Source organism: Paenibacillus vini (genome assembly GCF_018403325.1).
Classification (GTDB): Bacteria; Bacillota; Bacilli; order Paenibacillales; family Paenibacillaceae; genus Fontibacillus; species Fontibacillus vini.
In genome coordinates this window covers 732,788-752,780 of record NZ_BOSL01000001.1, presented here as the reverse complement: position 1 = coordinate 752,780, position 19,993 = coordinate 732,788, and the positions used below count along the sequence as shown (strand labels likewise).

Sequence of the window (19,993 nt, the reverse complement as noted above, 5' to 3'; positions counted from 1 at the left end):
TGAATCACGATACTCTTTAACCCACAAACGAATGGTTTCAGGATGCAAATCATACATGCGGGCCAACACCCCCACCTTAATTCCAGACAATGCTTCTTTAACGATTTGAATTTTGATTTCTTCTTTCCGCTTTTTCCCCATACTGGATCCTCTCCCTTACTTCTAGTATAAATTTTTTGGGTAGGAGGACTCCAGTTTTATTAGGGGGCCTAAGAGTATTTCCAATGAGTTTCCGCAAAAAGCAGTACAAGCCCCATCTTTGTCCCTATCCTATTGGATATTTCCAATGAAACTCCGCCAAACGGCGTTTGATCGAAATTATAGTTGGAAATATCCAATTACCTATCACCTATCTGAATCAGCTGCAAACCTATCATCAAGCGCATCGGCCGAACTCATTGGAGATTTTCCAACTAACTAGCGATTTATCTGCTTTTCGGACGAAGTCATTGGATATTATCCAATGACTTCCCCAAAAAACTATGAAAGCTGTGCTTTTCCGGCTTTTTCGTTGGATTTTATACAATGAAGAGCCAGTTTCCCTAAAGTTCCTAACGTTTAATTGGATTAAATCCAATCACATTTTCTCGATGCAACGCGATATTCTTCTTTTACTATAACGCATTAAATGAAGGACGTGCCACTACATGCGCACGATTTTTGTGCCGATCGTTTCGCCTGCCAGTACCTTGCGCAAGACGCCGGGCTCGCTGCCGTCCACGATGACGACTTCATTAACTTTGCCGCTGATGCAGGCAATCGCCGCCCGTACCTTAGGGATCATTCCGCCGTAAATCTCACCGGTCTGAATCATGTCTTCGATTTCCTGGACGGTCACCGTTTGAAGTACTCTTTTCTCACCGTTGACCGTTTTTAAGATGCCGGGCACGTCTGTAACCACGATCATCTGCTGTACACCCAGCACGGAAGCAACCGCCCCGGCCGCGGTGTCGGCATTAATATTGTAACGCTGTCCGTCCGCATCGATGCCGACCGGAGCGATGACCGGCATGAAGCCGAGCTTCACTACGCCTTCGATGAGCGCCGCATTGACGCCGGTTACTTCGCCCACGAGGCCAACTTCGGCTGAGTTTGTCACCGGCTTCGCCTGAATCAGAGCACCATCGACGCCGGACAAACCGACTGCTTTGCCTGCCGATTGACCGATGCGGCGCACGATTTTCTTGTTGATGCTGCCCGCCAGTACCATCTCAACCACGTCCAGCACCTCTTCGGAGGTATAACGCAACCCGTTTACAAAATGGGTGTCGATTCCGAGTTTGCTCAAATTGTCCGAGATGGCCGGTCCGCCGCCATGCACGATCACAGGCTGGGTTCCGTTCTCCTGCAGTTCAGCCAGATCTTTATAAAACGAATCCGGCAATTCCTCCAGAGTGCTTCCTCCACATTTCATAACAAACGTCCGCTTCGCGCCGAGGCCAAGGCCCGCGGCGGACAGCTGGCCGCCTTCCAATACGATTCTCATCTTAACGCTCCTCTCTCCGTCAAATCGGTAGCTATCTTATCCTCTATTATGGTTAAGTGCGGTAAGCCGCGTTGATTCTTACATAGTCGTACGTCAAATCGCATCCCCACGCCGTGGCGCTGCCTTTGCCGTTGTGCAGGTCGACATGGATCGTTACCGTGTCGCCCTGCAGGTAGACGAGGGCTTCCTCCTCGTCGAAAGGAATCGGCCGGGAACCGGACAATACGACGATATCGCCAAGCTTGATATCGACGGTTTCCGGATTCACCGGCTCCCCGGCGCGGCCGACCGCCGCGATGATGCGGCCCCAGTTGGCGTCGGCCCCGAATACGGCCGACTTCACCAGGCTCGAGCCGATCACCGTCTTGGCGATCGCGCGGGCCGATTGTTCGGTGACGGCGCCTTCCACCGTCACCTCGACCAGGCGCGTGGCGCCTTCACCGTCGCGGGCGATTGCCTGCGCGAGCGTCTCGCACACGTGCCGGAATGCGGCCGCGAAGGCCTCCCAGTCGGGATGGCCCGGCGCCAGCGGCCGGTTGTCGGCCAGGCCGCTGGCCATGGCGACCAGCATGTCGTTCGTGCTCGTATCGCCGTCGACCGTGATCATATTGAAGGTCACGTCCGTCGTAGCGCCGAGCAATTGCTGCAGCGCCTGCGGCTCCACCGCGGCGTCCGTCGTCACAAAGGCGAGCATCGTCGCCATGTTCGGATGGATCATGCCGGAGCCTTTGGCGGCCCCGGCGATCAATACTTCGCGGTCGTCAACCGCCAGCCGGACGCAGACCTCTTTCTTTACGAGGTCGGTCGTGAGAATCGCCTGGCAGAATTGCTCGGCCCCGTCGTCCTCAGCCGACAGCACCGCCGGCAGACCGGCGATCCCCGTCGAGACGCGGTCCATCGGCAGCAGCTCGCCGATGACGCCGGTCGAAGCGACGGCGATGTCGTGCTCAGCCAGCCCGAGGGCGTCTGCCGCGGCGGCCCGCATGGCGTAAGCATCGGCTTCGCCCTGCTTCCCGGTGCAGGCGTTGGCGTTGCCGCTGTTGACGACGACGGCCTGCAGCCGCCCGCCTGACGCGATGCTCTCACGCGTCACTTTCAACGGGGCGGCCTGGAACACGTTCGTCGTATAAACGGCCGCCGCCACCGCCGGCACCTCGCACACGATCGCGCCGAGATCATTGCGCGCCGTTTTTTTCAAGCCGCAGTGCAGCCCTCCTGCCCGAAATCCCTTCGGCGAGGTAATGGAGCCCTCCGGCGCCACGCTAAACAAACTAACTACTCCCATGACCTTCTCCTTTCGTTTTGACGAACAAATCTAGAGGTTGTTCAAAAAGTCATCTTTCCACGACGAAGGGGATCATGAAGCAGATTCGACGTCGAATCTTGAATTCAGTCGGGCCTTCCGTTGCTCACGTACCCATGTACGCTCCGCTACTCAGTCCCTAGCTTCATCCAACCTTCTTGGTCCTGATAACCTGACTTTTTGAACTCACACTTATATAATCATTCGAGGTAATCAAAAAGTCATCTTTTGATCACGAGGTCTTTCAAGTGGTTGATTCGACATCGAATCTTGCGTTCACCCTCGAAGTCCGGTACTCATGTAGGTTTTGCCTGCACTCCGTTCCTCCTTCTTCGGATTCTCGCAACCTTCTCGGTGCTGAAAAGCCGACTTTTTGAACTTGCAATATCAGTTGAATTTATTTCAGTTCATTTTATAATGGCTAATCTATGGATATACCGGACTTAACAAAAGCCCTGTCGTTTCGTCCCAGCCCATCATCAGATTCAAATTCTGAATCGCCTGGCCTGCGGCACCTTTAACTACGTTGTCGATGACAGATACGATGGTCAGACGCCCGGTCCGCTCATCTACGGCAAAACCGATATCGCAATAGTTCGAACCGAACACTTCCTTCGTAGCCGGCCACTTCCCGGCTTCACGGACTCGTACGAACGGCCGACCCTCATAATAGTGGCGATACAACTCCACGAGCTCCGCCTCGGTGTGGGTCCCAATCAACCCCGCATACATCGTGGTCATAATCCCCCGGGTCATCGGTACCAGGTGGGTTGTAAATGTAACGGTTACCGGTTCGCCGGCAATCTGCGAAAGGCATTGTTCCACCTCGGGAATATGCTGATGCTTATTGACCTTATATACTTTCAGGTTTTCATTGATTTCCGCATAATGGGTCATTAGGCTCGTGCCCCGGCCCGCTCCGGATACCCCTGATTTAGCGTCTATAATAATCGACTTGGGATCGATCCAGCCTGCATCCAATGCAGGGATTAAGCCCAGGAGCGTTGCGGTCGGGTAACAGCCTGGATTGGAAATGAACTCCGAACCTTTCACGGCATCACCGTTCAATTCGGCTAATCCGTAGATCGCCTGTTCCAACAGCTCCGCAGCGGGGGCTTCGTGCTTATACCAGGTTTCGTAAACCGCCCCGTCCTTGATCCGAAAATCTCCAGAGAGGTCGATCACCTTAAGTCCGGCTGCCAGCAGTTCGGGAACCAGCTTACCGCTGACGCCTGACGGCGTGGCCGTGAATACAACATCCGCTTTTTCAGCAATCGCTTGCGGATCAACAGCCTCCAGGTTTTGCAGCACGATTTCGCTCAGATGCGGAAATCCGTCCGTAATCGGTAAACCCGAGCTTGATGACGAGATGACGGATGTGATCTCCACCTCCGGATGCCCCAATAAAAAACGAATCAGCTCCACCCCTCCATATCCGGTGGAACCGACAATAGCGACTTTTAATTTTTCTCCACTCACAAGCTTACCTCTCTTTCCCCTCTTACGGCTCTATAAATTCCGTCTGATGCATCCCTAGTTGCAATTACGTATTATTATACATTCACATTTATATATATACAATGAAATAATTTTGATTTATGTCATCCTTTTTTGATTATATACCAATTTATGGTTTGACGCAGTGATTGTTTAACAACTATTCTGGAAGTATCTGTGCTTTTACATAACTTTAGGAGGTTGGATTACATATGATTTGTATGCAGTGTGGTCAGGTTTATGAGAAAGGAAAATTTTGTGTTAAATGCGGAGTGCCGCTGACTGAGCAATCTGTGCAGGAGGCCCCGGTTGAATCCGCCGCAGCTATGGAAGGCCACATAGGACCGGATTTCACGTCTGCATCGGCATCAGCATCAGCGCCCGAGGCGGCTTCGTTTCCGACGATGACACCAGCCAATTCGTCCGCCCCGGCTCCGACCCCGGCATACATACCAGTTTCTGCACCACCACAGATACAGCCGGCAGCTTCTGCCTCGGCACCACCAGCACATACACCCCAGGAAGTTCCCGCACTGCCCTCCATGGCCAAAGGCTGGGACCAGGTGAAACAGAGCCAGTTCGTGCAGCAGGGCTCCCAAATCAGCAAGCAGTTCGGCAATTTTTACATCAAGGCTTTAATGCATCCTTTCATGACGGCCAAAAATGTCGGCAAGCCGCATTTCACAAACGGACTGCTGACCATTATTCTGACTTCGTTATTGCTTCCGCTGGTCTTTTATATTCCTAACCTGTTGGACGGATATGGCGAATATTTCGGAAAAAGAGTGCTCCGGCCGTTCCTGCTGATATGGATCGCCTTGATTCTGGCCAGCGCGCTTGCTTTTGCAGCCATCCGGCTCGGACGTATTGCTACCGACTTTATGGCCGTCACCGCCAAGCTCGGAACAATGCTCGTTCCGGCAACGGCGTCTCTGCTGCTCTGCATACTTAGTTTCGTGCTTGAGTTGGGAGACAAATTTAGCCTCTTCCTGTTTATGATTTCTCTGGCCTTGATTTTTGGGTCCATCACCGCAACCGTGCTCAGCTTCCGCAAGGAAAGCATGAATGGACTGGATCCGCTCTATGGAGCCGTCATTGCGAACCTGGCCTTCGGATACATTCTCGTCAAATTTGCAAATTCCAGCTTGGGCTTTGGCTTCGGCGGGTTGTTCTAAATTCACTTTTGGGAGGTAAAGGAATAATCTATGAGTTATTGTATTGAATGCGGAACAAAACTTGAGGCCCAGGTCAAATTCTGTCCGGAATGCGGGGCCCCGGTCGAACAGATCGAACCGGCGAATGCACCGGCAGCGGCAGCACCTAGTCCGGTAGTTGAACCGGCAGCAGAAACTTCTACTCCGGTAGTCGAACCGGCAAATATTCCGGCTTATGTTCCTGCTCAGTCCCTTCCCGAGCAAGAGGCCAAAATCGAATGGAAAAAAGGAGCAGGCTCCTTCCTGTCCTGGATTAAACGCCGCAAGTGGATTGTGATTGGGGTGCTTGCCTTCGTTGTTATCCTTGGCGGCCTTTATGCCACCGGTGCCTATCTGACCGACGGAAACCGGCTCGTTGCCAAGTTTGAAAAAGCTTTAAAAGACGGCGATGCCGAAACCCTCGCGTCGATGCTTCAACCCGGAGAAAAGAGTCTGGTCATTGACAAGGACAGCGTGAAACCGCTGCTGGATTATCTCAAGGACGACACCTTTAACCGGGCTGCCGTCGCTGAAGATTTGCGGGCCCAGGTCAAATTGTACAAACAGAAAAAAGATGCCATGATGGCCATGGGAAGCTATGACGATTCCATCGTCAAAGTCAAGAAGACCGGCAAACGGCTCCTTTTTTACAATGATTACGCACTGGTAGTTACGCCTTTTTACCCTTATGTCACTACCACCTATGCCGGAACCAAAATTACGGTAAACGGAAAAGAGCTGGTTACCTCCAAAGAGGAATACTACGGAGATAAAGTCGGCCCCGTAATGCCGGGCAAACATACGTTTAAAGCAAAATACACCGGGGATTACGCCTCCATGGAAGCCGAAAAGACATTGACCTTGAGCGACCCCATTGCTTACTATGACGTGGATCTGGATTTGGACGGCAATTATATACGGGTAGCTTCCAACTATGAAGATGCGGCTATTTTTATCGATGGTAAAGATACCGGCCTCACCCATGGGGACTATGCGGACATCGGACCAATTCTTGTGGACGGCAGCAGCGAGGCTTATGCGGAAAAAGAATTCCCTTGGGGCGTTGTAAAAAGTGAGGTCTTCCCGATCGACACGGATTATATCCAAGCGGATCTCGAACCGGAAAACGAGGCTTTCCGGGAATCGGTTAAATCCGCGACCCAGGGTTTCTTCCAGGAGTTGGCGACTGCACTGAGTTCGCAGGATACCTCATCAGCGTCCCATATGTCGGGTGAAGTTAAGCAGGCCGTGGATTACTTGATTCAGGAAATGCAAGCACAGAATATTGTATATGATGGAAAAGTAAACAAAGTCGTCTTCGATATGAGCAGTATTGAGCTGTTGGAATGGGGCGAGGATTTACGCGCTAATGTCAGCGTTCAAGCTCATTTCAGCCAATCCTTCAGTCTTTCTGAGGATCCGAATGCCTCCGCCTCCGAAGACACCATCTTTAATCAGGCCTGCGAGCTGACGTATAAGGATGGACAATGGATCGTAACAGACTTCTATGACGAATATTATTTTAATGATGCCGATACGGAAGAAATGATGATGTAAAAAAACAAGGGCGAGACTCCCGGATACGGAGCTCGCCCTTGTTGCTTTTTTATTACTCGGTAGATGGTAGAAGCGTCACGGTGTCCGCTTGAAGCCTTCGCCCAATACTTCATGGGCGTTCGTGATGATGACAAAAGCCGTCGGCTCCAAGGTCTGCACCAGCGTCTTAAGCCGGGTCACTTCGCTCTGGCCGACGACGACCATAAGCACGGTCCGATTGTCCCCCGTGTAGCCGCCTTGCGCATTCAGCTTGGTCAGCCCGCGGTCGAGCTCGGATAGCACCGCCTTAGAGATCGCTTCGGTATTATCCGCGATGATATAAGCCACCTTTGTATAATTGAAGCCTAGCTCAATGGCATCGATAATCTTGCCTGTAATGTACAGGCCGATCAGCGCGTACAGCGCTTTTTCAGGTGAAAGAATGAAGCCGGCAAGAGCGATCACCATGCCATCCATAAGCACTACGCATACGGAAAGGCTCAGGCCGCTGTACTTCTGAATAATCTGAGCCAGCGTAGACAATCCGCCGGTAGAGCCTCTGCCCCGGAACACGATGCCCAGACCGAGGCCAACGCCGATCCCGCCATATAAAGAAGCCAGCAGCGGATCTGTAGTCGGCACGGGAAAATCCTTGGTTAAAAAGACAAACAACGGAAGTACCACCGTTCCAAGCAGGGAACGGATCGCGTAATCCCGGCCTAGCAGCATAAATCCCGCAATAAAGAGCGGAATATTCAGAGCCCACTGTGTGTAGGCGGGTTCAATGCCGAACAGCGACTGCGCGATGACGGACAAGCCGGACACCCCGCCGGAAGCGATGTGATTCGGCACCAAAAATAAATTAAAGGCCAACGCGGTGATGAAAGACCCCACGATAATCATCAGGGTGTCGATCGTATGCCGGGCGGGTCCGGTTAATGGAATGTATTCGTTAATTCTGCGTTTGCGGGTTTTCGGCGGCACCGCTTGCCCCTCCTCACTGATCCAAAAAAATTCCCGCACCTTGGCGGATGCGACCGGCACTGGAAGAGATACTTGCTTCCTAGGGGGAAGACAGCGTCCCTTCCTGACCGGACTTCCGCGGTGCAGGAATCGGTTCTATCCTTTTTCTACCGGCTTGCCTAGTGACAAATGCCGGGAGTATTGCATTATTGCGCTTCGCTCTGAATCTGACTCCGCAGGTATCCATCGATAAAGGCATCGAGATCGCCGTCCATGACGGCGCCAACGTTGCCCGTCTCCACCGAAGTGCGATGGTCCTTGACCATGCTGTACGGGTGGAAGACATAGGAACGGATCTGGCTGCCCCAGGCGATATCGGATTGCTCGCCGCGGATCTCATCCAGCTCCTTCCGCTGCTCCTCGAGCTTGCGCTCGTACAGCTTGGAACGGAGCATCGTCATCGCGCGCTCCCGGTTCTTGATCTGCGAGCGTTCGTTCTGGCACGTCACCACAACGCCCGTCGGCAAGTGCGTAATCCGCACCGCCGAATCCGTGGTGTTAATGTGCTGGCCGCCCGCGCCGCTGGCCCGGTACGTATCGATCTTGAGATCCTCCGTCCGGATATCGACTTCCACGTCCTCCGTAATTTCCGGCACGACGTCGCAGGAGACGAAAGAAGTATGTCTGCGGCCGGAAGAGTCGAACGGGGAGATGCGCACCAGGCGGTGCACGCCTTTTTCCGCCTTCAGATAACCGTAAGCGTTATACCCTTTGATCAGCAGGGTTACGCTCTTGATGCCCGCTTCGTCGCCCGGCAGATAGTCGAGCGTCTCCACTTTGAAGCCGCGCTTCTCCGCCCAGCGGGTGTACATCCGCAGCAGCATTTGGCCCCAGTCCTGGGACTCGGTGCCGCCGGCGCCCGGATGCAGCTCCAGGATCGCGTTCATCTTATCGTACGGCTGGTTCAGCAGCAGCTGCAGCTCGAATTCCTCCAGCTTCTTCACCAGCGATGCTACCGATGCGCCGATCTCAGCGGCGAGCGACTCATCGCCCTCTTCCTCTGCCAGCTCCGCCATCATTTCAGCATCGTCGTACTCTTGCTGAAGCGCGCTGTATTGATCTACGGAAGATTTGACAGCGTTGAGCTCAGCAATTAAGCTTTGCGCCTTATCGTTGTCGTCCCAAAAATCGGGAGCCGCCATCTTTTCCTCATAGTTCGCGATCATTTCCTGCTTGAGGTCTAAGTCAAAGAGACCCCCTAAGGTTGGATAATTTCTTGGTTATTTCCCGCATGTCCTGTTTTACGCTCGGATCGATCATGCTGTAATACCACCTTTCACAAATTAATAATATGCAAGCGAAAAACGGGATGCCATCCGACACGGACGGCCCCCCGCTTTCTTTCAGAGCTTCCTGATCTCTCGGCTCTCTTATGCGTTCTGCCCGTGGCAATGTTTGTACTTCTTGCCGCTGCCGCAAGGGCAAAGGTCATTACGCCCGATTTCTTCCCCGCGTTGTACCGGACGCTTCTCGGCCGGTTCTCCGCTGGTAGAGATCTTATCCTCATCCACGACAGCTTGACGCTCCTGGTTCGTTTCCACTTGGGCCTTCATGATATACATGGCCACTTCTTCCTGGATGCTGGCAACCATCTGATTGAACATCTCGTAGCCTTCGAACTGGTACTCACGCAGTGGATCCGTACCGCCGTAGGCGCGAAGGTGAATCCCTTGGCGCAATTGGTCCATGGCATCGATGTGATCCATCCACTTGCTGTCAACCGAGCGGAGTGCGATTACTTTTTCGAACTCGCGGACCATTTCCTCGCCCAGCGCTTGTTCGCGTGCATCATATTTTACCATGACACGGTCAAAAATATAATCCACCATTTCGTTCGATTCTTTACCCCAGAGCTCATCCTTGGTAACTGCGCCTTCATCCAACAGCTTGCTGTTGACATAATCGGCGATTTCCTGCAGCTCCCAGTTCTCCGGAATATCATCGCTGGTGTGTGCTTCAACGACCCGCTCGATAACCGGTTTAATCATCTCTACGATAATCTGCTTGATATTCTCGGATTCCAGCAGCTCGCGGCGCTGTTTATAAATAATTTCGCGTTGCTGATTCATGACATCGTCATATTGAAGAACGACTTTACGAACGTCAAAGTTATTGCCTTCTACCCGTTTTTGTGCGGATTCGATGGCACGGGTGATCATTTTGCTCTCGATCGGCTGATCTTCTTCAAAGCCCAAACGATCCATCATGTTCAGAACGTTGTCGGCACCAAAACGCTTCATCAGTTCATCGCCAAGGGACAGATAGAACTGAGTCGAACCCGGGTCGCCCTGACGACCGGCACGGCCGCGCAGCTGATTATCGATCCGGCGCGATTCATGACGCTCCGTACCAATGATATGCAGGCCGCCAACCTCGGATACGCCGTTACCCAGCAAAATGTCGGTCCCGCGTCCCGCCATGTTGGTGGCGATCGTCACGGAGCCCGGCTCACCGGCACGGGAAATAATCTCAGCCTCTTCGGCATGATACTTCGCGTTCAGGACTTTATGAGGTACACCCTTGCGCTTCAGCATTTCGGAGACCAGTTCGGAGTTCTCGATCGAGATCGTACCTACGAGCACCGGCTGGTTCAGCTTATGACGGTTGACGATTTCGTCAACCACCGCTTTGAATTTGCCGCTTTCGCTCTTATATACGACATCCGGCAAATCTTGACGCTGGTTCGGCCGGTTCGTCGGCACCTGCAGCACTTCGAGGCCGTAAATTTTCTTGAACTCCTCTTCCTCTGTCTTGGCCGTACCGGTCATCCCGCCCAGTTTGCGATACATACGGAAGTAGTTCTGGAACGTAATCGTAGCGAGCGTCATGGATTCGTTTTGAACCTCGATGCCTTCCTTCGCTTCGATCGCTTGGTGCAACCCGTCGCTGTAGCGGCGGCCTTGCATAATCCGGCCCGTAAACTCATCGACGATCAGAACTTCATCTTCCGTCACCACGTAGTCTACGTCACGACGCATGATTACGTTCGCTTTAAGCGCCTGCACGACATGGTGATTCAGCGTAATGTGGCTGTGATCGTAAAGGTTCTCGATGCCGAACGCTTTCTCAGCCTTCGCTACCCCTTTTTCGGTAAGGGATACCGCTTTTACCTTAATATCCACCGTATAATCTTCTTCGGCAACCAGGCGCTTCACAAAACGGTCAGCGGCATAGTACAGCTCCGTCGACTTCTGGGCTTGTCCGGAAATAATCAGCGGGGTCCGTGCTTCGTCAATCAGGATGGAGTCCACTTCGTCAATGATACAGAAGTAGAGCGGGCGTTGTACCATTTGTTCCTTGTACAGCACCATATTATCGCGGAGATAGTCAAAACCGAACTCATTGTTCGTTCCATAAGTAATGTCGCAGGCATAAGCTTCTTGCTTCTCATGATGCTCCATGCCGTTCAGATTGACCCCTACGGTCATTCCGAGGAAATTATAAATTTGTCCCATTTGCTGGCTGTCGCGCTGGGCCAAGTAATCGTTGACGGTAACGACGTGTACACCCTTGCCCAGGAGTGCATTCAAATAAACCGGCAGGGTCCCGACCAGGGTTTTACCTTCACCGGTCTTCATCTCAGCGATCCGGCCTTCATGAAGGGCCATCCCGCCCACCAGCTGTACGTTAAAATGGCGCATGCCCAGCGTTCTCTTGGACGCCTCCCTGACTGTCGCAAAAGCTTCCGGCAAAAGCTCATCCAGCGTTTCGCCTTTTTCGATCCGTTCCCGGAACTCGGCGGTTTTCGCTTGCAGCTGCTCGTCCGAAAGAGCCTCAAATTGTGGTTCCAATGTATTAATATAATCTACCGTCTTCATAAGACGTTTGACATCACGTTCGTTCGTGTCGCCAAAAATCTTCTTCATTAATCCCAGCATGGTTTACCCCTTTCATGCATAAACAGATGATTTGCCTAAATTGTAACAGTTTGTAAGGCATGCCGCAACACACGGCATCACCGCAGGGGCACTGTCAAAACCCCATCTATACGAATAAAGAGCCCTACCCGCGCGCGGGTAAAGGCTCGTTCCTTTTACTTCAATTGCAAGAATTACCACTCTCATTCAAACAATCGTCATGATTGGATACGTTAATAATTATTCTAAAAATAAATGATGGATCACGAGATTAACAAAAAATAGGTATCTATTCTTTCTCGATCAGCCCGTATTTCCCGTCATTCCGTTTGTAAACCACGTTAATTTCCTGCGTATCAATGTTGGAGAAAACAAAGAAATTGTGGCCAACCATGTTCATTTGCAAAATTGCTTCTTCCACATCCATCGGCTTCAGATTAAAGCGCTTGGTGCGGACCAGTTCCAAATCGTCGTCAATGTCTTCCATCGTAGCTACGTTGCCGTTACCGGCCGTATTCTCAACGAACAACGTCTTCAGACTGCCCTCTTGGCGGAACTTACGGTTAATCTTCGTTTTGTGCTTGCGAATCTGGCGTTCGAGCTTGTCCGCAACCGCATCCATCGATGCATACATATCATCGCTGCGATCCTCTGCACGAAGCACAACGCCGCCGGAAAGTGGTATCGTTACCTCAACCACGTGCAAGCCGCGCACGACACTTAAAGTGACGTGACCTTCGGAAGCAAGGGGTGCATCAAAGTACTTGTCAAGCCGGCTGAGCTTCTTGTCAACATAGTCTCTCAAGGCCTCAGTCACTTCAATTTGTTGTCCACGAATACTATAATTCATTGGGCACTCCTCCTTTGCTTTGCACCTTCATTATACCACAGATGTTAGCCCAAAGTAAAAATTGTAAATCCAGCATAAAGTGCTGCTAACTAGGCTAATAGCGCTGTTGCAGCGTAAAAAAACCGCAGAGCGCCCGGTTGCGGGAACTGCGGTAATTTTGAATGTTTTATGACCATAAGTTGAGCAATGATCCTGCATCCCATTCTTTAGTTCAAATTGTACTTTTGCACTTAACGCTAATCGCACCGGGCTTTGGCTTTTCTTCGTTCCACGATCCTCCAGATCAGGAGCATAACAAGAGCACCGAATGCTGCGCCCGTCGTATCCAGCATCACATCCTCCACCAGTCCGGTCCGATCCGGCATAAAGGTCTGATGCAGCTCATCCGAGCAGGCATAGAGAAAGGAGATCACCACAGTCCAGCCAAAGTCCCTTCCCCTTCGTCCGGAATTCAAGGCAAATGCCACAAATAACCCTAGCAATCCATACACCGAAAAATGGGCGCCCTTGCGAATAAAAAATTCGATAAATCCTGCCGTTCCCAAGCTCTCGGCACTAATCTCCCGTCCTGCATAAGTAAAGGAGATTCCATCCAACCATTCAGAGGCCGAGGTATGAGTGACCTTCCTCTCGATTTCGGGCTGCAGGTTCTGCTCCTCATATGATTGGGCCGAAAGAGCGAATAACAGTATCATGATAGCCAATGTTGGGATCCATTTGAGAAGCTTACGGAAATTCATGAACTCACCTCGTTTCGAATCTGCTATGTTGAAGCATTGGTGCGGGTTCAAAAGACATGGACGTGAAGGTACTTGCGCCATTTCCAGCAACCTCACCGAAAAAACAAAATAAGACCCCGGGTAAGTTCCCAGGGTCTGTTGCTAGCGAATCTTCAATTCTTAACCATCATACCGTTATATGTAGGTCGCGGCTGTGCCGGGATGATTATAATTTGATTACGTTAGCGGCTTGCGGTCCACGAGCGCCTTCAACGATTTCGAACTCGACGGATTGTCCTTCTTCCAGAGTTTTGAAACCTTCCGATTGGATTGCGGAGAAATGTACGAATACGTCGCCGCCCTCTTCAGTCTCGATGAAGCCATAACCTTTCTCTGCGTTGAACCATTTCACTTTACCTTGCATGCACTAACATTCCCTTCATTATCAAATAAGAGTGTGACCCTGTGACCAAGCCCACATTTCTGACTATACCACCCAAACTTCACCAGTGTCAATTACCAAGGATTAGGTTTTCCTGTAAAAGTATTGTAAATTCTTGTCGAAAGAAAACTGGCGGGGAGTTAGTAAGCAAGAGGCAGATAAGGATCCCATTTATATTTAACCAGAGTAGGAGTAATTGAAACTATAAAAATAAAATATTAAACTTGAATCTTATAATTTTTTCCCGTTCGCTCCATTTTGGAAACAAGATCAGTTATTAATTCCAATCCATTCAATAACATAGTTACCTGCCGTTGAGGTGAATCTTGATGCAAGGCACCATACTTAAAAATAAGGTCCCTTCAATAAATGAAATCGCATTTGAATAATTGATGTTGTTACCTATAAAAATATCATTAAATGATAAGAGATTCAGATCAGTCAAAATATTGTTCCATTGGCCAATTCTAAATTACCATGAACGAAAGTCCGCGAGAGTCTGATAACCATAGTACTCATTGAAATGGATGGACTTGCATCATTAAGGACGTATGAAAATATTCTTGGAATCAGGAACTCCAAATCTTCCGGAAGATTTAAGTACCATTTAACTCCTTTGCGGTGGTCTATTTCAATATGATTAAAGGAACTTCTCTGAGGTTTCTGTTGGCGTCAAACCATTTTTCCAAATGATCGGCGTCCATCCATTCTGCATCTTTTACGACTATCGCGCAGAATAAGATAATCAAAATTAACCAGAGAGCAGGTGTACCTAAGGTTAAATTTATGAAGATACATAATATCCCCCATTTAGTGGGATAGCTGTATGGATTAATCATACCTCTTCCGTATCTACAAATTGTTGGCGATATCCGGATCAATCTGCTCGGGCATTTCAGTGTTTCTCGGAAAGATGCAAAACTATTACACACTCATTAATATAGAATGGCGAATATTCTTGATTTGACCACAACAACATCGGAGCCTCATGGATCGCATGGATATGCAAACTCTATAATTCACTTTCCGATGTATCCTTCAACTAAATCCTGTTGGACCCCTCAACCTAACAATTCGGTATTTGTCCTCTTCGACTCGGCTATGTTTAATCGTGCATTCTCTTGGTCTTGCTGTAGATTAAGAATAAGCAACTCATTATCTCGTTTCTTTTTAGCTTTTATATCTACCTGATTCATATCATCCCATCGTGCTCAAGATGAATAATCGTTACGAACCCCATCCAAAGGTGCGTAAACAATCTGTTCATGTATCATATCTTCATATCTTAATGAGCTAGGAAACAATCGAACATAACAATCGGCAATAGTCTCCACTACCTTACCATCTACTGAATTATCGTAACCGATATCAAAGACGCATTTCCTCCTCTGCTGCTCCATCTGACTAGTCTAACTTATTATTTTCCCGCGATCATTGACAAGTAAATAGTCATCAGAGTCCACAACAAACACTCTTTGAAAGAGGAAAGTTCCTAGCAACAGAAAAAATCATTAATTCACTCAAAAAGATACAATTTCATTTACTCATGTTCCTCGCAATATGAATTTACATCAGTTCTACTGCTGGGCCGGTATCCACCACAACAACTTCGTCTGTCCAGGCAGTGTTCTATGGAGCGTTCTGAGTCCCTGATTATCGTCGCAACGGCTACTCCCATTCAGTCTATCTCTACTATCTCTGTGCTATTTCACACCATTTTTTCTAACAGTATTTTATCTCTACTTGTTAAAAATGGACTATTTATCAATTCGCTATAGTTTCGCTCCAATGTGTTTTTCATGTAGTTAAATAAACCTTGCAGTTCATCTTGGTCCTTAATTTTATCACACATAAACAACATGTAAGAAAGTTCGGAGTATAAGGCCCTTGATGCGATTTCAGGTACAGCATTTGATAAATATATAGTACGCTCGCGAAAAGCGCTAAGGTACTCGGTTAATATCTCGTAAGAGATTTTATCTGTTTGAATAAAATTCGTCATATTTCCTTCATGTTTAGTAAACCTATATAGAGGTTTACCGTGTGCCGCAGTCATATTTGCCTTAGCAAAAAGTTTATAAATCACATGAATGTCATCTACCAAAACATTCTCAACATAACTTATTCCGTCAAATAATGATTTACGAAAGAGTTTGGTAGGTGGGGCTACGTTGTATTTTTCTCTAAGCAATAACTCATGGAGACCTCGAACCTTATCAAGCAACAATGTCTCATCAAAAATGAAATATGGAACCAATATTCCGTTAATATTATTCCAACTTCCACAAAGTGAAATATCAGCATTATATTTTTGACTAAGGCTCCATAATAATTCGAGCATCTCCGGCTCACAGTAATCATCATCGTCAACAAAGGTTATATAGTCTGTCGTTGCAAAAGAAAGCCCCTGGTTTCTTCCTATAGGTGCTCCTCGATTCTCTTCAATATCTATAAGCTTAATTCGTTTATCTTTAGCAGCATAATATTGGCAAATCGCTTTACTGCCATCTGTAGAACCATTATTGACTATAACAAATTCAAAATCCTCAAATGTTTGAGAGAGCACACTTTCAATTGAAGATGGTAAAAATTCTTTACGATTATAAGTCGACATAATAACACTAAGCAGGGCCAATTTATTATTCCCTCCAAAGAGATTCACAGTTTACGATATTTTCATCATCCAGTAGGTTCTCTTATATAAAATATTACGCACTCAATTAATTAGAATAATTCGTCCATATGAAATCCCGTGATTCAATCTATGGAGCATTATAATTGTCCTTATAAAATCTGTCCAGTCTAGCGATAACAATCTCTCAATGTACTAATATTTAATTAGGATGACACCGATATAATGAATACTAGATAGTGTGAGAAATGAAGAAAGAGTACTAAACTAGCACACGGATAACACGACCAAAAAGTCTATTGTTTAACAGAAAAAAGGGTAATGAAAGGGATATTGACGTTGAGCACAAATGTATACAAACGCTTTGTTATAATGAGAGAGCGTTGTGTAATCCAAAAATTGTAGTTGGGGTGTGAAATTAGTTATGAAAGTAGTTATTCTAGCAGGTGGTTATGGTACTAGAATAAGTGAAGAAAGTCATTTAAAGCCAAAACCTATGGTTGAGATAGGAGAGAAACCCATCTTATGGCACATTATGAAGATATACAGTCATTTTGGATACAACGATTTTATAATATGTCTAGGCTATAAAGGCTACGCTATAAGGGAATTCTTCGCCAATTACTTTCTTCATGCATCAGATGTAACCTTTGACTTTGCAAATAATAACAAATTAACTATTCATAATAATGTCTCAGAACCATGGCGTGTAACATTGGTTGATACAGGATTAGATACAATGACGGGCGGAAGGATAAAGAGAATACAAAAGTATCTGGGTAATGAACCATTTATGTTGACCTATGGAGATGGAGTTTCTGACGTAAATATTAATGATCTAGAAAAGTATCATTTAAATTCTGATGCTCTAATCACAATGACAGCGGTTCAACCTGGTGGTCGCTTCGGAGTATTAGATATCAACGACACAACAAATCGGGTTGAAAGATTTGTTGAAAAGTCTAAAGAGGACGGCGGTTGGATTAATGGTGGGTTCATGGTGGTTGACCCCCAAGTTTTAGATTATATAGAGGGCGATGATACTGTGTTTGAAATCCTTCCTATGGAGAAAGTGGTAAATAGGGGGAAATTGAGTGCATTTAAGCATCCTGGGTTTTGGTATTGCATGGACACAATGCGAGATAAAAATATATTAGACAGACTTTGGGTAACTAAGGAAGCTCCCTGGAAATTATGGAAGTAGAAATACGACTAATTATATGAAGAAAGGCTGAGATTGATGTCTAAAATAACCTTGGAAGATATGAAATTTATTTTTGACTCATTAAGCGAAGATAATAAAAATGCACTGGATGGTAAAACCATTCTAGTAACCGGTTTTGCAGGATCGCTTGGATATTCATTAATGCATTTTTTTAAAGAGTATGGAGACTTACTGGGAATAAAAAAAGTATTTGGTATCGATAACTATATGTTTGGAAAGCCGCAGTGGATCGAACGATTTTCAAAAAACACTTTATTTGATTTGCGTGAAGCCGACATTATTCAATGTGACCTTGAATTTGCAGGTAGCGCCGATCTGATTTTTCATATGGCCTCCCTTGCATCTCCTGTTTATTATCGCCAGTTTCCAATTGAAACAATTGATGCTGATGTTACTGGACTCCGTAGGTTACTTGACTTTTACAAAGATAAGAAAATTAACGGCCTCCTATTCTTCTCTAGTAGTGAAATTTATGGAGATCCGCATGCTTCTCAAATTCCAACTCCAGAAAGCTACTGGGGCAATGTTAATACCTGCGGTCCCAGAGCATGTTATGATGAGTCAAAACGATTTGGAGAAACTTTATGTTATAACTTTGCACGAAACTATGATATGCCTATTACGATCGTCCGACCATTTAACAATTATGGTCCAGGTATGAGAATAAATGACCAAAGAGTAGTGGCGGATTTTGCAAAAGCAGTTATAGATAATCAGGATATTGTTATATACTCCGATGGGAAGCCAACTCGCACATTCGATTATATCCCTGATGCTATCATTGGTTACATTAAATGCGCCCTTTTTGGGGAGTTTGAGGTTTTTAACATTGGCTCTGACGGACCTGAGCTTTCTATCTATGAATTGGCGGAGTTATATAAAAAGGTAGGAAAAGAGCTCTTTAGTTACGAAGGAGAAATAGTTTTCAAAGACCACTTAGATAAAGAATATTTAATTGATAACCCCAACCGACGTTGCCCAGATATAACAAAGGCTAGAAACTTTCTCAAATACGAACCTCAAATTCATATCGAGGAAGGTATTAAACGATACTTAAAGTACATTAATGAGTGCGAACGGGGTGAAATTGAGTGGTAAATAAATTCTCTATTGATCTTTTGGCAAAAGAACCAAATCAATTACAATATTTGACGGAACTTTGTTCGAATTCGATGAACTCAGACAAACCAGTTATCTTATTTGGTTCTGGGACAATTGGTAGGTTATATCTGCAATTTCTCAGAAAAAATAATTTTATGAGCGATATTTATTTCTGTGATAACAATAATGCAATGTGGGGAACTCTTATAGAGGACGTACCAGTTATTAGCTTTAACGAGCTTATAAATAAATATAAAAATAGTTATATTATTGTATCTTCTTTAGACTATTTCGATGAAATTGCTCTTCAATTAAAAGACAATAATTTATCTTACATTATGGACCCAGGAGTACATCTCGCTCTGTTAGATACCGAAAATACTCTTGAATCATTTCAAGGGTATTCTTCCTTAATCGAAAAAAAATTGGTCCAATTTCAAAAAGCATATGACATACTATCTGACGAGCTATCAAAAAAAATATTTTGCGATAGAATTAATTACTGTAATACCATAAGCTCAAAATACCTTTCTCCTTTAAAAAGTAGTTTTCCACAGTATTTTGATCCTGATATTATCAAACTTTCTGATCAAGAAGTTTTTATAGACGGCGGTGCCTATATCGGTGACACTGTAGAGGAGTTTCTTAAGGCTACTGAAGGAATGTTCAAAAAGGTTTATTCCTTTGAACCTGAAGAGAACAAGCACAACAGTTTCAGGGAGGTTGCAGGAGGGGACGAACGGATTCAACTTATGCCATACGGCTTATGGAGTAAGCGAGAGATTCTTCGATTTAATTCGCAAGGGAATTATGCCAGCGGATTAAATGAAGTTGGGAATGCTGAGATACCTGTAATTTCAATAGATGAGGTTCTGAATGGAGCACCTGTTACATTTATCAAGATGGATATTGAGGGGGCAGAACTTGAGGCGTTAAAAGGAGCGGAGGGATCAATTAGAAAATACAAACCTAAATTAGCAATCTGCGTTTATCATAAACCGCTTGATATTGTGGATATACCATTATATCTAACCGAACTGGTGCCAGAATATAAAATCTACTTTAGACATTATAGCGTAGGTATGTATGAGACAGTTTGTTATGCAGTTACTGAATAACTTTTTTGGAA

16 protein-coding genes are annotated in these 19,993 nt (G+C 47.0%); 5 read left to right on the top strand and 11 right to left on the bottom strand.

The features are described from left to right. From KJS57_RS26760 to argC, 4 genes are all read right to left on the bottom strand, one after another. Nucleotides 1-141: transposase (locus tag KJS57_RS26760; protein WP_213653791.1), on the bottom strand; the 141-nt coding region annotated here is incomplete at its 3' end. Between the two features lie 502 nt (nt 142-643). Beyond that, on the bottom strand, nt 644-1,486 hold the full coding sequence (gene argB / locus KJS57_RS03325; protein WP_213653753.1) for an acetylglutamate kinase: 843 nt from the start codon (nt 1,484-1,486) through the stop codon (nt 644-646). Nucleotides 1,487-1,538: 52 nt separating this feature from the next. Next, complete coding sequence (argJ, locus tag KJS57_RS03320) at nt 1,539-2,771, bottom strand: bifunctional glutamate N-acetyltransferase/amino-acid acetyltransferase ArgJ (protein ID WP_213653752.1); 1,233 nt, start codon at nt 2,769-2,771, stop codon at nt 1,539-1,541. Between the two features lie 444 nt (nt 2,772-3,215). Continuing rightward, a complete protein-coding gene (argC, locus tag KJS57_RS03315; RefSeq protein WP_213653751.1) occupies nt 3,216-4,268 on the bottom strand; it encodes an N-acetyl-gamma-glutamyl-phosphate reductase in 1,053 nt (350 codons plus the stop codon). Between the two features lie 230 nt (nt 4,269-4,498). Between argC and KJS57_RS03310 the strand changes: the two genes are divergently transcribed. Further along, nucleotides 4,499-5,461 (top strand): hypothetical protein, encoded by a 963-nt coding sequence (locus tag KJS57_RS03310; RefSeq protein WP_213653750.1) that lies wholly within the window; start codon nt 4,499-4,501, stop codon nt 5,459-5,461. Nucleotides 5,462-5,491: 30 nt separating this feature from the next. After that, nucleotides 5,492-7,036, top strand: a complete 1,545-nt coding sequence (locus KJS57_RS03305; RefSeq protein ID WP_213653749.1) for a zinc ribbon domain-containing protein — start codon at nt 5,492-5,494, stop codon at nt 7,034-7,036. Between the two features lie 75 nt (nt 7,037-7,111). Here the strand turns inward: KJS57_RS03305 and KJS57_RS03300 are convergent, their stop codons facing one another. The 7 genes from KJS57_RS03300 to KJS57_RS03270 all read right to left on the bottom strand — a co-directional run bounded on the left by KJS57_RS03300 (nt 7,112) and on the right by KJS57_RS03270 (nt 16,541). Then, the gene (locus KJS57_RS03300) at nt 7,112-7,999 is read right to left on the bottom strand and encodes a YitT family protein (RefSeq protein ID WP_211022616.1); all 888 of its coding nucleotides are present in this window, start codon (nt 7,997-7,999) and stop codon (nt 7,112-7,114) included. 185 nt (nt 8,000-8,184) lie between these two features. Then, nucleotides 8,185-9,298 (bottom strand): peptide chain release factor 2 gene (gene prfB, locus KJS57_RS03295; protein ID WP_211022617.1). Its coding sequence is split into 2 segments (ribosomal slippage): nt 8,185-9,225 and nt 9,227-9,298, totalling 1,113 coding nucleotides; the frame shifts between segments, so codons are not numbered across the junction. 110 nt (nt 9,299-9,408) lie between these two features. After that, on the bottom strand, nt 9,409-11,916 hold the full coding sequence (gene secA / locus KJS57_RS03290) for a preprotein translocase subunit SecA (RefSeq protein ID WP_213653748.1): 2,508 nt from the start codon (nt 11,914-11,916) through the stop codon (nt 9,409-9,411). Between the two features lie 268 nt (nt 11,917-12,184). Then, nucleotides 12,185-12,745, bottom strand: a complete 561-nt coding sequence (hpf, locus tag KJS57_RS03285) for a ribosome hibernation-promoting factor, HPF/YfiA family (protein ID WP_211022619.1) — start codon at nt 12,743-12,745, stop codon at nt 12,185-12,187. 236 nt (nt 12,746-12,981) lie between these two features. After that, nucleotides 12,982-13,485, bottom strand: a complete 504-nt coding sequence (locus KJS57_RS03280) for a VanZ family protein (RefSeq protein WP_213653747.1) — start codon at nt 13,483-13,485, stop codon at nt 12,982-12,984. Between the two features lie 205 nt (nt 13,486-13,690). Then, entirely contained in the window at nt 13,691-13,888 is a 198-nt protein-coding gene (locus KJS57_RS03275) for a cold-shock protein (RefSeq protein WP_007132290.1), read from the bottom strand. 1,726 nt (nt 13,889-15,614) lie between these two features. Continuing rightward, nucleotides 15,615-16,541, bottom strand: a complete 927-nt coding sequence (locus KJS57_RS03270; RefSeq protein ID WP_244861367.1) for a glycosyltransferase family 2 protein — start codon at nt 16,539-16,541, stop codon at nt 15,615-15,617. A gap of 421 nt (nt 16,542-16,962) precedes the next feature. Between KJS57_RS03270 and rfbF the strand changes: the two genes are divergently transcribed. Genes rfbF through KJS57_RS03255 form a run of 3 tightly spaced genes read left to right on the top strand, consistent with a single transcriptional unit; the run spans nt 16,963 to nt 19,982 of the window. After that, nucleotides 16,963-17,742, top strand: coding sequence for a glucose-1-phosphate cytidylyltransferase (rfbF, locus tag KJS57_RS03265; RefSeq protein ID WP_213653746.1), 780 nt, complete (start codon nt 16,963-16,965; stop codon nt 17,740-17,742). Between the two features lie 36 nt (nt 17,743-17,778). Further along, a complete protein-coding gene (locus KJS57_RS03260) occupies nt 17,779-18,861 on the top strand; it encodes an NAD-dependent epimerase/dehydratase family protein (RefSeq protein WP_213653745.1) in 1,083 nt (360 codons plus the stop codon). After that, nucleotides 18,855-19,982, top strand: a complete 1,128-nt coding sequence (locus tag KJS57_RS03255; RefSeq protein ID WP_213653744.1) for an FkbM family methyltransferase — start codon at nt 18,855-18,857, stop codon at nt 19,980-19,982. The genes KJS57_RS03260 and KJS57_RS03255 overlap by 7 nt, the downstream gene beginning before the upstream one ends. Nucleotides 19,983-19,993 lie beyond the last annotated feature (11 nt).